17 protein-coding genes are annotated in these 12,166 nt (G+C 57.9%); 10 read left to right on the plus strand and 7 right to left on the minus strand.

Features of this window, described 5'->3' with window-relative positions:
• The 3 genes from ERD80_RS00245 to flgB form a co-directional block, all read right to left on the minus strand.
• A partial coding sequence (locus ERD80_RS00245; protein ID WP_282183349.1) for a flagellar hook capping FlgD N-terminal domain-containing protein occupies nt 1–359 on the minus strand: 359 nt, incomplete at its 3' end.
• Between the two features lie 12 nt (nt 360–371).
• Entirely contained in the window at nt 372–776 is a 405-nt protein-coding gene (gene flgC, locus ERD80_RS00250) for a flagellar basal body rod protein FlgC (RefSeq protein ID WP_021506422.1), read from the minus strand.
• A 2-nt stretch (nt 777–778) separates the two neighbouring features.
• Entirely contained in the window at nt 779–1,192 is a 414-nt protein-coding gene (gene flgB / locus ERD80_RS00255) for a flagellar basal body rod protein FlgB (RefSeq protein ID WP_021506423.1), read from the minus strand.
• 154 nt (nt 1,193–1,346) lie between these two features.
• Between flgB and flgA the strand changes: the two genes are divergently transcribed.
• The 3 genes from flgA (at nt 1,347) to flgN (ending at nt 2,852) form a co-directional block, all read left to right on the plus strand.
• The gene (gene flgA / locus ERD80_RS00260) at nt 1,347–2,006 is read left to right on the plus strand and encodes a flagellar basal body P-ring formation chaperone FlgA (RefSeq protein ID WP_021506424.1); all 660 of its coding nucleotides are present in this window, start codon (nt 1,347–1,349) and stop codon (nt 2,004–2,006) included.
• A 106-nt stretch (nt 2,007–2,112) separates the two neighbouring features.
• On the plus strand, nt 2,113–2,415 hold the full coding sequence (flgM, locus tag ERD80_RS00265; protein WP_136545484.1) for a flagellar biosynthesis anti-sigma factor FlgM: 303 nt from the start codon (nt 2,113–2,115) through the stop codon (nt 2,413–2,415).
• A 5-nt stretch (nt 2,416–2,420) separates the two neighbouring features.
• Nucleotides 2,421–2,852, plus strand: a complete 432-nt coding sequence (gene flgN / locus ERD80_RS00270; protein ID WP_058769621.1) for a flagellar export chaperone FlgN — start codon at nt 2,421–2,423, stop codon at nt 2,850–2,852.
• Nucleotides 2,853–2,919: 67 nt separating this feature from the next.
• Here the strand turns inward: flgN and murJ are convergent, their stop codons facing one another.
• The 4 genes from murJ to rimJ form a co-directional block, all read right to left on the minus strand.
• A complete protein-coding gene (murJ, locus tag ERD80_RS00275) occupies nt 2,920–4,458 on the minus strand; it encodes a murein biosynthesis integral membrane protein MurJ (RefSeq protein WP_058759461.1) in 1,539 nt (512 codons plus the stop codon).
• Nucleotides 4,459–4,579: 121 nt separating this feature from the next.
• Nucleotides 4,580–5,500, minus strand: coding sequence for a Gfo/Idh/MocA family oxidoreductase (locus ERD80_RS00280; protein ID WP_136545485.1), 921 nt, complete (start codon nt 5,498–5,500; stop codon nt 4,580–4,582).
• A 1-nt stretch (nt 5,501) separates the two neighbouring features.
• Nucleotides 5,502–6,146 (minus strand): DUF480 domain-containing protein, encoded by a 645-nt coding sequence (locus ERD80_RS00285; RefSeq protein WP_059010451.1) that lies wholly within the window; start codon nt 6,144–6,146, stop codon nt 5,502–5,504.
• 15 nt (nt 6,147–6,161) lie between these two features.
• Nucleotides 6,162–6,755, minus strand: a complete 594-nt coding sequence (gene rimJ, locus ERD80_RS00290; protein ID WP_021506430.1) for a ribosomal protein S5-alanine N-acetyltransferase — start codon at nt 6,753–6,755, stop codon at nt 6,162–6,164.
• A gap of 244 nt (nt 6,756–6,999) precedes the next feature.
• Between rimJ and mdtH the strand changes: the two genes are divergently transcribed.
• From mdtH to bssS, 7 genes are all read left to right on the plus strand, one after another.
• Nucleotides 7,000–8,202 (plus strand): multidrug efflux MFS transporter MdtH, encoded by a 1,203-nt coding sequence (gene mdtH / locus ERD80_RS00295; RefSeq protein ID WP_136545486.1) that lies wholly within the window; start codon nt 7,000–7,002, stop codon nt 8,200–8,202.
• Between the two features lie 89 nt (nt 8,203–8,291).
• Entirely contained in the window at nt 8,292–8,939 is a 648-nt protein-coding gene (gene grxB, locus ERD80_RS00300) for a glutaredoxin 2 (RefSeq protein WP_021506432.1), read from the plus strand.
• A 115-nt stretch (nt 8,940–9,054) separates the two neighbouring features.
• Nucleotides 9,055–9,618, plus strand: coding sequence for a lipoprotein (locus ERD80_RS00305; RefSeq protein WP_136545498.1), 564 nt, complete (start codon nt 9,055–9,057; stop codon nt 9,616–9,618).
• A gap of 210 nt (nt 9,619–9,828) precedes the next feature.
• Nucleotides 9,829–10,875, plus strand: coding sequence for a dihydroorotase (gene pyrC / locus ERD80_RS00310; RefSeq protein ID WP_021506434.1), 1,047 nt, complete (start codon nt 9,829–9,831; stop codon nt 10,873–10,875).
• A 68-nt stretch (nt 10,876–10,943) separates the two neighbouring features.
• Entirely contained in the window at nt 10,944–11,189 is a 246-nt protein-coding gene (dinI, locus tag ERD80_RS00315) for a DNA damage-inducible protein I (RefSeq protein WP_021506435.1), read from the plus strand.
• Between the two features lie 144 nt (nt 11,190–11,333).
• Nucleotides 11,334–11,603 (plus strand): hypothetical protein, encoded by a 270-nt coding sequence (locus tag ERD80_RS00320; protein WP_010617279.1) that lies wholly within the window; start codon nt 11,334–11,336, stop codon nt 11,601–11,603.
• A gap of 287 nt (nt 11,604–11,890) precedes the next feature.
• Complete coding sequence (gene bssS, locus ERD80_RS00325) at nt 11,891–12,145, plus strand: biofilm formation regulator BssS (RefSeq protein ID WP_021506436.1); 255 nt, start codon at nt 11,891–11,893, stop codon at nt 12,143–12,145.
• Nucleotides 12,146–12,166 lie beyond the last annotated feature (21 nt).

Genomic DNA, 12,166 nt, shown 5'->3' on the forward strand with positions numbered 1-12,166 from the left:
TCCACGCCAAACGGCGTGCTGGTGCCGCTGCCGACCAGCACCTGGCTGCCCTTCACCATCACGCCATGGCCGATCAGCGTTGAGCTCTGCAGCGACTGGCTGGTGCTGATCTGACCGGAGATCGATCCCAGCGTGGTATTGAGTTTTTCAATGCCGCTCAGGGTGTTGATCTGCGTCAGCTGGGTTGTCAGCTGACTGTTGTCCATCGGGTTAGTCGGGTCCTGATTTTTCAGCTGCGTCACCAGCATGTTCAGGAACTGGTTTTGCAGATCCTGCGCGCTGTTGCCGCTGCCGGTGCTGCTGCTGGAGCTGAGGACCGTGGGGTCGAGGTTGTCTTTAATCCCTACTGCAAGGCTCATAATGCGTCTCCGTTACTGACCCATGGTGAGGGTTTTCATCATCATTGACTTCACCGTGTTCAGCACTTCGACGTTGGCCTGATAGCTGCGCGACGCGGACATGGTGTTAACGGTTTCGGCGACCACGTCGACGTTAGGCATTTTGACGTAGCCTTTCTGGTCAGCCAGCGGATTACCCGGGTCATACACCAGTTTGGCGGGCGTCGGGTCGTTCACGACACCGGCCACTTTGACGCCGCCGGTGGCCGCGCCCTGAGCGGCATCGGTCTGGAAAATCACCTGCTTCGCCACGTACGGCTGACCGTCCGGCCCGGTGACGCTGTCGGCGTTGGCCAGGTTACTGGCGCTGACGTTGAGCCGCTGTGACTGTGCGGTCATCGCAGAACCGGCGATATCAAAGATATTCAGCAATGCCATGATTATTGCCCCTGCAGAACGCTCATCATGCCTTTGATCTGGCTACTGATGAGGGTGAGATCGGTTTGGTATTTCAGGCTGTTATCCGCAAACTGCGTACGCTCGCGATCCATATCCACGGTGTTACCATCCGCGGCAGGCTGATCGGGAATGCGGTACAGCAGATCCAGTGCGGGCTGTGAGTTGGTCTGCGCTTCAATGTGACGTGATGACGTGACATTGAGCGCCAGGCTGCTGCCTTCGGCACGGCCGTTCTGCATCACCTTGCTCAGCTGGCTGGCAAAGTCGATATCCCGCGCCTGGTAGCCCGGGGTATCGGCGTTGGCAATGTTAGACGCCAGAATCTCCTGGCGCTGCGCCCGCAGGTTTAATGCTTCTGTACCAAATCGCAGCGCGGCATCGAGTTTGTCGAGCATGCTTCCTCCGCGAATGAGAATTTCGAGCTGACAGCTTAATGGGACAAAAGCAAGGGCTATCGTCTGAATAGCAGCAAAAATCGTGGCTATTTTTCACCTTGAATTTTTGGTGCGCGGAGTAGACTCAGTGCCATCTTTTCGACAGGATGCGTTGATGCGTACAACTTCTTCCCTGCTGGCCCTGCTGTGGCTGGCCTTCGCGACGCCCGGCTATGCCGCCGATCTCAGCGCGCAGCTGACTCAGTTCTTTCAGGCACGCGATCCGCAGCACGCCGCCGGTATGACGGTGGTGGTCCGCACGCCGCAGACTCAGTGGCCCGCCTGCGACACACCGCAGCTGCTGCTGCCGGGTAACAGTCGCCAGTGGGGCAATCTGAGCATTGCCGCCAGCTGCGGCCAGAATCGTCGCTATCTGCAGGTGCAGGTGCAGGTCACCGGCGAGTATCTGGTGGCCAATCGTCAGCTGGCGCGCGGCAGCAACGTCAGCGCCAGTGATTTCCGTCTGGAGAGTGGCAGGCTGGATACGCTGCCGGCGCGCGCGCTGCTCAGCAGCAGCAATCTGGCGGACGCCATTGCCTTGCGTGACATTGCGCCAGGCCAGCCGGTGACGGCCACCATGCTGCGCCAGCCGTGGCGGGTGAAAGCCGGTCAGAATGTGATGGTGATTGCCAGCGGCAACGGCTTTAATGCCAGCAGTGAAGGTCGTGCGTTGAACAACGCCAGCGCGGCGCAGACGGTGCGCGTGCGCATGAGCAATGGCCAGGTGGTGAGCGGTCGTGTCAGCGAGGATGGGAATATTCTGATATCGCTATAAAGCGTTAAAGAACGCTGTTGTTCTGCCGATAGAGATATCAACAATGATATTACCCTATGCTGACTCAGTTGGCTGATCCCCAACTGACCCTAACAGGAGCCACACCATGAGTATCGACAGAACGCAGCCTTTAAAACCGGTGAGCACTGTACAAACCCGTGACAGCAGCGACAACCAGACAAAAGTGCGTCAGAACAGCGCACCGGCCGCCAGCACCAGCCAGAATGGTGCGGAAGTGACGCTGAGTCCCGCTCAGGCGCAGCTGATGCAGCCGGGCAGCAAAGATATTAACACAGCGCGCGTAGAGCAGCTGAAGACCGCCATTCGTAATGGTGAACTGAAAATGGATACCGGTAAGATCGCCGATGCGCTGATCGCCGATACCAGGGCGTTTTTAGAGGGTAAATAGTCCCGATGGATAATCTGCTGACCACCTTAGATAAAATGCAGGATGTGCTGAGTTCGCTTAACGTCGTGATGGATGAAGAGCAGCAGCAACTTTCTGCCGGACGGATCAATGGCAACCTGCTGCAGCGCATTACAGAAGATAAAAGCGCGCTGCTGACGACGTTGAATTATCTGGACGAAATGCGCCGCAAAACCGAGCTGTCGCTGGGTACCAAAGCGCCTTATCGTGGTCACAGTGATATCGCACGCCGCTGGCACAGCATTCAGCAACATACCCAGCGTCTGCGCGACGCCAATCAGCACAATGGCATGCTGTTGCAGCATCAGATGACCTTTACCGAACAGGCACTTTCGGTGCTGAAACCGCATCAGACCCAGTCCTTTTACGGCCCGGACGGCCGCGGTTTAGGCCAGACCACGCTGAGCCGCAAAGGCTAAACGCAGCCGTGCTGCGGGTCCGCTGAATCAGGGTCGCCACACCGGGCGACCCTTTTTTATTGTGCGCTCACACCGCCGTGCGGCGGGCAAAATCGCGCGGGCGGAAGCCCAGTAAACCGAGCATCACGAAGTAAGCGCCGCCGCCAATGGCGCACACCGCCGCCAGCCGCAGTAGCCGCCACCACATCTGCCCCTCTTCCCACGCCGGCATCACCTGCAGAATGCCCAGCAGCGCAGCAGCCATCACCGCGACGGCGACCAGCAGACGCAGCAGGAAACCGTGCCAGCCCGGCTGCGGCTGAAAGATTTGCTGTTTGCGCAGCTGCCAGTAGAGCAGCGCCGCATTCAGGCAGGCAGCCAGACCAATCGACAGCGACAGACCGGCGTGCTTCAGCGGGCCAATAAACGCCAGGTTCATCAGCTGGGTCATGATCAAGGTGGCGATAGCAATCTTTACCGGCGTTTTGATGTCCTGCCGCGAATAGAAGCCCGGCGCCAGCACTTTCACCACGATCAGCCCCATCAGCCCAACCGAATAGGCAATCAGCGCGCGCTGGGTCATCGCCGCATCAAAAGCGGTAAATTTGCCGTACTGGAACAGCGCCACGGTGAGCGGACCGGAAAGAATACCCAGCGCAACCGCGCTCGGCAGCGCCAGCAGGAAGCACAGACGCAGGCCCCAGTCCATCAGACGGGAATATTCATCGTGATTGCCGCTGGCAAAACTCTTCGCCAGCGACGGCAGCAGGATGGTGCCGAGCGCCACGCCCAGCACGCCAGAGGGAAACTCCATCAGACGATCGGCGTAGTACATCCACGACACCGAGCCGGAGACCAGAAACGAGGCGAAAATGGTATTGATGATCAGCGAGATCTGGCTCACCGACACGCCGAGAATCGCCGGGCCCATCTGGCGCATCACCCGCCACACGCCGGCATCGCGCAGGTTGACGCGCGGCAGTACCAGCATGCCAATCTTTTTCAGGTGCGGCAGTTGATAAAACAGCTGCAGCAGCCCGCCCACTACCACTGCCCACGCCAGCGCCATCACCGGCGGATGGAAGTGCGGCGCGGCAAACAGCGCAAAGCCGATCATGCTGATATTCAGCAGCGTGGGCGCGAACGCCGGGACGGAGAAGCGGTTCCAGGTATTAAGAATCGCCCCGGCCAGCGATGCCAGCGAGATCAGCAGAATATAAGGAAAGGTGACGCGCAGCAGCGAACTGGTTAAGGCGAACTTGTCGGCGGTATCGGCAAAACCCGGCGCCGTTACCACGATTACCCAGGGAGCTGCGACCATGCCCAGCACCGTCACCACTGCCAGCACCAGCGTCAGCAGGCCTGATACATAGGCAACAAACACCCGCGTGGCGTCTTCGCCCTGCTTGCTTTTATATTCGGCAAGAATTGGCACGAAGGCCTGTGAAAAGGCGCCTTCGGCGAAAATACGGCGCAGCAGATTGGGCAGTTTGAACGCCACGAAAAAGGCATCGGTGGCCATGCCAGCCCCGAAAACGCGCGCCACAATGGCGTCGCGGGCAAAGCCCAGCACGCGGGAAAACAGGGTCATCGAACTGACCGCAGCCAGCGATTTCAGCAAATTCATAATGAGTGGCGCATCCTGAAAAGTGTCGGATAAATGAGCAACTTAGCGCGGACATCCTGCGATGTCCGGCGATAGTCTACTGCTGCGGTGGGAAATGACCAGCATTGAGTGTTACAAGGGATTATTCCTGTACGGCGTCGCGCCACAGTTTTTCCACCAGACGCTGCGCCGCCAGCGCCTGTTCACCGCTGGTTTCAGGCATCGTCTGATTTTCCACACACTGGATAAAATGGTGTGCCGCACCGCTGAAGCCACGCTGGGTCAGATGACTTTGCCACGCCGGCGGGACATCACTGCGCAGGCCACTAAGCGTCTCTTCACGCCAGTCGCGCATCTCATTAATCTCGATGTAACGCCCGTCGCAGATGGCGCTGACCACTTCACGCTGCGAGCCCGCGCGGCGATGCATACTGGTGGTAATTTGCAGCGATCCGGCCGAGAAATGGTGCTCACCGTAGAGCATTGCGCCGTCATCATGGGTATCGATATGGCCCAGCTCCAGCCTGAGCTTGCCGCCGGCCAGCCACAGCGCGGTATCAACCACGTGCAGATAGTCATCCAGCAGGGTAAAGCGCAGGTCGTGCGGGCCGACGCTGTCTGCCCGGTGTTTCTCAATGCGCAGCGAGGACGCGCCCGGCAGCTGCGCTTTCAGCTGCTGGTAACGCGGTGCAAAGCGCCGGTTGAAGGCCACCATCAGTTTGCGTTTGCGCTTTTCCGCCAGCGCCACCAGCGTCTCCGCCTGCTGCAGCGTTTCGGCCAGCGGCTTATCAACACAAACATCTTTACCGGCCAGCAGCAGCGCCTGCACCACCTCAAAATGGCTGGCGGTGCTGCTGTGCACAAACACCGCATCGCTGGCCGCCGCCAGCGCATCCAGCTGACTAAAATAAGGAATACGGTAACTGTCGCAGATCGGCTGCGCCCGCGCCTGGCTGGGCGAGAACGCGCCCACCAGCTGCCAGCCGCTGGCCTGCGCCAGCACCGGCAGCCAGGCTTTCTGCGCGATACCGCCAAGCCCGACCACACCAATACGCAGCGTCATTTCACGCCTCCCGCTGCAGCAGTTGCTGCAGCTGAGCATCAAGGCGCGCCACCTGCGCTTCCAGCTGAGCAACGCGCACGGCCAGATCGTCAGACTCAGGCGACGCTGTGTGGCTCGCGGATAGCTCGTCCGCCACCTCGCCGCCAAACAGATGCATATAGCGGCTTTCTCGCTTGCCCGGCTCGCGTGCCAGACGCACCACCATGGGGCCGTCATCGCGCGTCGTCAGCCCCTCCAGCGTGCGTTCCACTTCGGCCATGTCCTGAAACTCATGCAGACGACCACTGCGGGTACGCAGTTCGCCCGGCGTCTGCGCGCCGCGCAGGAACAGTAGCGTCAGCACCGCCACTTCGGCGGCATTCAGCTGCAGATTGCCAAACGCCGAGTTGCAGAAACGCTGTTCATATTTGCTGACGCGCTGACCGAAACCGCTGTTAGCGGTGACCAGATGCTTTTTCACCAGCTCATCGAGCTGTGCCTGCACCTCGCTTTCGCTCAGGTTCATTACCGGCTCACGGTTAGATTTCTGATTACAGGCGGTGACCACGCCATTGAGGGATAACGGATATTGATCCGGCGTGGTGACCTGCTTCTCCAGCAGGCAGCCGATCACGCGCAATGCCTGCGCGGAGAGAGCCATCTTCATTACGTGTTCCTTTTATTATTGTCCGCGACGATCCGGGTTCCATTCGCGCCAGGTAAGCGCCGTCAGCACATGATCCTGCCAGCGGCCATCAATCAGTAAATAGTCTTTGGCGTAGCCCTCTTTTTCAAAACCAAGGCGCGCCAGCAAATCACCGCTGCGCTGATTGTGCGGCATATAGTTGGCCATGATGCGATGAATGCGCTGCTGGCGCTGCATGTAGCGGATCGCCGCCTGCAGCGCCTCAAACATCATGCCCTGCCCCTGCCACTTTTCTCCCAGCGAGTAGCCGAGATAACAGGCATGAAACGATCCGCGCAGCACATTGCTGAAGTTGGCGACGCCGCGCACTTCATGCTCTTCCGGGTCCATCAGCACAAAATAGAACGCGGAGCCCTGTTTATGCATGTCGGCAATTAAACCCAGGCGCGCCTGCCAGCCGGAAGGATAACAGTGGCTCTCATCGCGCACCGGTTCCCAGGGTTTAAGAAAGGCGCGGTTTTCGGCGTAGTAATCCGCCAGACGCCAGGCATCGCGTTCATGTACTAAACGCACCACCAGACGATCGGTGGTAAGCCGCACGCGCGGGCCAGCAGAGCGATAGCCAAACATCATGACTCCTGAAATCCATAACGAAAGAAAGATGTACGCCAGCGGCGTTACTTCTCACTATAACCGTCACCCCGGCTGCGGTAAAACCCCGCGCATCGCTCATGGCAATTGATTCCGATTAAGGATTAATTTCTCTTCAGGCTGGATAAAAAAATATCATCCTGAAAACGCTATTTTTCCCGCCGGAGCAGGCAGAAAATAGACCAACTGGTCACTTTTCCTTCTCACTTGCTCAGGATTCAGCATGTCACGGGTTGCGCGGGCACGACGCCTTGGAAAAACGTTTCTGTTAGTCGATAACATGCTGGTGGTAATGGGATTCTTTGTGGTGTTTCCCCTGATCTCCATTCACTTTGTGGAACAGCTTGGCTGGGCCGCGCTGCTGGTGGGCATTGCGCTCGGCCTGCGTCAGCTGGTGCAGCAGGGGCTTGGTATCTTCGGCGGGGCCATTGCTGACCGTTTTGGCGCGCGGCCGCTGATTGTCACCGGCATGCTGATGCGTGCCGCCGGTTTCGCCTGTATGGCGCTGGCGCATCAGCCATGGCTACTGTGGCTGGCCTGCCTGCTGTCCGGACTGGGCGGCACGCTGTTCGATCCGCCACGCAGCGCGCTGGTGGTGAAACTGGTGCGGGCACGCGAGCGCGGACGCTTCTTTTCGCTGCTGATGATGCAGGACAGCGCCGGCGCAGTGCTGGGCGCGCTGATTGGCAGCTGGCTGCTGGCGTGGGATTTCCGTCTGGTGTGCTGGGTCGGTGCGGCGGTATTTGTCATCGCCGCCATCTTTAACGCCGTGTGGCTGCCAGCATGGCGCATCTCTACGGAGCGTATCGCCATGCGCGAGGGAATGCAGCGCGTGTGGCGCGACCGCCGTTTCCGCCTGTATGTCTTTACCCTGACCGGCTATTACATTCTCGCCGTGCAGGTGATGCTGATGCTGCCGGTCATGGTCAATCAGGTGGCGGGCGCCCCGGCAGCGGTGAAGTGGATGTACGCGATTGAAGCGCTGCTGTCGCTCAGCCTGCTCTATCCGCTGGCACGCTGGAGTGAAAAGCGCTTCCGCCTTGAGACACGCCTGATGGCCGGGCTGTTTCTGATGACCTTCAGCCTGCTGCCGGTTGGCATGACCGATTCGCTGCCGTCGCTGTTTTTGCTGATCGCCGTTTTCTATCTCGGATCGATCATCGCTGAACCGGCACGTGAAACCCTGAGTGCGTCCCTGGCCAGCGCCCGGGCACGCGGCAGCTACATGGGATTCAGCCGGCTCGGCCTGGCAATTGGCGGGCTGATTGGCTACTCCGGTGGCGGCTGGATGTTTGATATGGGCCAGCAGCTGGCCCTGCCGGAGCTGCCGTGGATGCTGCTCAGCACCGTCGGCATGATCACGCTACTGGCGCTGTGGTGGCAGTTCCAGCCGCGCCAGGTGGCACCGGCGATCTTCAGCAGCTAGTTTGCCGGTTCAGGCGTTCTCTTCCATACTTCCCGCACGTCCGGAAAAAGGGTGACCTCCGTCACCCTGAGAATCACAGGAGAAACGGGATGAAACTTTACATCTACGATCACTGCCCTTTCTGCGTCAAAGCACGCATGATATTTGGCCTGAAAAATCTGCCGGTTGAGCTGATTGTGATGCTCAATGACGATGAAGCAACGCCGAAAAAGCTGATTGGCCAGAAAATGGCGCCGATTCTGCAAAAAGCCGATGGCAGTGCGATGCCGGAGAGCATGGATATCGTGCGCTTTGTCGATAATCAGGATCGCCAGCCGCTGCTGACCGGCAAGCAAAATCCCGCCATCGCCGACTGGCTGCGACGGGTCAATGGCTACATCAACAAGCTGCTGCTGCCGCGCATCGCCGAGGCCGCCTTTGCTGAATTTGCCACCCCCGAAGCACGTGATTACTTCCGCGAAAAGAAACAGGCCAGCCTCGGAGACTTTGCCGAACTGCGTAAGCATGCCCCGGGTTTCATCAAAAATATCAGCGATGATCTGCGCCAGCTGGATAAATTGATCGTCAAACCCAATGCGGTGAACGGCGAGTTGTCTGAGGATGACATTCATCTGTTTCCGCTGCTGCGCTCGCTGACGCTGGTTTCCGGTATCGAGTGGCCGAGCCGCGTTGCCGACTACCGCGATAATATGGCGAAACAGACGCAGGTGAATCTGCTGTCGTCGATTGCGGCCTGATGGCGCTGTGATGAGAAGCGCGCGGCTGCGTTTCTCATCTCTCTCCTGGTGACACCTGGCCCTGAATCAGGCAGGCTTAAGGCTGTTTGGCCGTATCAACCAGGAAGAAGAAATGATGAAGAAGGCGTTTCCCGGGCTGTTTGCCCTGTTTTTTGCCGTGCTGCTCAGCGGCTGTAACCAATTGACGCAATACACCATCAGCGAGCAGGAAGTGAATCAGGCGCTGCAAAAGCGCAACAACTACGAGAAAGACATCGGCGTGTCCGGGCTGGTGAATGCCCATATTGTACTGACCGACCTGAGCAGCCAGATTGGCCGTGAAGAACCCGGCAAAGTGACGCTGTCTGGTAAAGCCAACATCAACGTCAGCTCGCTGTTTGGTCCGCAGCAGGCCGAAATGCAGCTGAAGATGAAAGCGCAACCGGTGTACAACGCGCAGCAGGGCGCCATCTTTCTGCAGGACCTCGAAATCGTCGACGCGCAGGTGCAACCTGAGAAGATGGCGTCGATCATGAAAACCCTTACGCCGTATCTGAACGAATCCCTCAAGCGCTATTTCAATGAAAAACCCGCCTACGTGCTGAGTGCCGACCGCAGCAAGGGCGAGGCGCTGGCGAAGAAACTGGCTAAAGGGCTGGAAGTGAAGCCTGGCCAGCTGGTGATTCCGTTTACCGATTAACGTTGCAAGCGGCCGTTCTCAGTGGCGGCCCTGCATAGCGTGGCAGGATGCCGGCATTATTCCGCCCGCGCCTGCCGCGCAACCTGCCGCGCCTGTGGTTATTTCTCTCCCGCACTGCAAAATCCCGTGCAAACGGTTGCCCGCCCCCTTATGATTAGTCCCCGGCCTAAACGAGCCATTTCGTTTTCACCTCAGCCGGAGCCTTTTTGAATGACAGCCCAACCCCAGCAAATCACGATTCGCCGCCCTGACGACTGGCACATCCACCTGCGCGATGGCGCGATGCTCAATGCAGTGCTGCCCTATACCAGCGCGGTGAATGGTCGTGCGATTGTCATGCCAAATCTGGTTCCGCCGGTCACCAGCGTTGCGGCTGCCGAAGCGTATCGCGCACGCATCATGGCGGCGCTGCCTGCTGAGCATCACTTCACGCCGCTGATGACCTGTTACCTCACCGATTCGCTTGATGCGGACGAAATCGAACGCGGCTTCCGCAGCGGTATTTTTACGGCGGCAAAACTCTATCCGGCACACGCTACCACCAACTCCAGCCATGGCGTCACCAACATTGCCTCAATTGCCAGCGTGCTGGAGCGCATGCAGGAAATCGGTATGCCGATGCTGGTGCACGGCGAAGTCACCGATGCGCACATTGATATCTTTGATCGTGAAGCGCGCTTCATCGAAACCGTGCTGCAGCCGCTGCGCCAGCAGTTCCCGGGCCTGAAAGTGGTGATGGAACACATCACCACGAAGGAAGCTGCGGAGTATGTGGCCGCCGGCAATGAACTGCTTGGCGCGACCATTACGCCACAGCATCTGATGTTCAACCGCAACCACATGCTGGTGGGCGGCGTGCGCCCGCATCTCTACTGTCTGCCCATTCTGAAGCGCAACATTCATCAGGAAGCGCTGCGTAACCTGGTGGCAAGCGGCAACCGTCGTGTCTTCCTGGGCACCGACACGGCACCGCACCTGCGCCATCTGAAAGAAGCCAGCTGCGGCTGTGCCGGCGTATTTAATGCGCCGACGTCGCTGCCCGCTTATCTGACCGTGTTTGAAGAGCTTGGCGCACTGGAGCATTTTGAAGCCTTCTGCTCTGAGAACGGCCCCAGGTTCTACGGCCTGCCGCTCAACGACGGTACCCTGACGCTGGTGCGTGAGCCGTGGACGGTGCAGGAGAGCATCACGGTCGCTGACGATACGCTGGTTCCGTTCCTCGCCGGTGAAACCCTTAACTGGCGCATCAAAGAATAATCATCTGCCGCTTGCCTTCGGGAATTTTATACTGTACAAATAACCAGTATATTATCCCGGAGGCGTTTATGCGTGTTGAAATTACCGTAGCAAAGACTCAGCCCCTTCCCGCCGGTGCACTGGATGCACTGAGCGCTGAACTCACTCGCCGTATCTCCCGCGATTTTCCCGACGACAATCATCACGTCAAAGTGCGCTATGCCGGTGGTAACCAGCTCAGCGTGTTTGGCGGCTGTAAAGAATCACGCGACCGCATCAGCGATATTTTGCAGGAAACCTGGGAAAGCGCTGACGACTGGTTTATTACCGATTAACCGCCACTGTGCCGTTTTTGCCGGGCCCGCCGCCCGGCTTTTTTGTTTTTATTTCCCGCTCGCCAGAAAAACCCGCGCCAGCTAGACTCTGATTAAACGATGTCCTATTCTTGCCTCGTCGTGCTTACAGGAGGTGTGTTGCACATGACTACTGAAAAACCAGAAGAGGCGATGACGTTTGGGGAATTACTGGCCTTCATTGCTGAACAGCAACGCCGTTTGACCGTGCTGGAAAATGCCTTTGCTACGCTGACCTTCTGTCTGGACGATCGCGCCAGCCAGCTGCTGGCTCACAATCTGACGCTCGAAGCGCAAAACCAAAATCATGACGCTCAGTTACAGCAGCATTTTGCCCGGCTGGCGGACGAGATCCATCGACGCAAAGGGCAGTTGCCTGCCGAGTCGCAGGGATAATTTCAGATTTTTACCCTGGCGTTCAGCCCGTTAAAGTTTTAATGCTGAGATGCCGATAATTGGTATGACGACACGTTGCGCTGCGACAATAAATACCCAGCTGCGTAAGGCGTTTATTTATTCGTTGAAAACCGGCTTTTGGCTGCTTTTTTTTTGCTGTGTTTTTAGTCACCACACTTTTTAACTACTGTACTGTTAATTCCATGTTATAATTATCTCGCTAGTGCAAGATACAGACGCATTGAACCTCGAAAGCACTTCGTTTAACGAGTAATAAGGAGGTTATAATGGACAGAAGTAAAGACGTCATCCAGACCCATCCGCTGGTGGGATGGGATATCAGCACCGTTGACAGCTATGACGCCATGATGATCCGCCTGCACTCGCTATCATCGCAGGACCAGAAAGAAGAAGAAGCTGACGTGGGCCCAACATACTGGCTGACAACTGACGTAGCCAGACAGTTTATCTCTATCCTCGAAGCTGGCATTGCAAAGATCGAGTCCACTGAGCAATACCTACGCGATAATCGCAAGCACTAATCATCACCATCGCGTGAAAAG

This window comes from Pantoea sp. R102 (assembly GCF_004916815.1).
GTDB classification, from domain to species: domain Bacteria; phylum Pseudomonadota; class Gammaproteobacteria; order Enterobacterales; family Enterobacteriaceae; genus Pantoea; species Pantoea dispersa.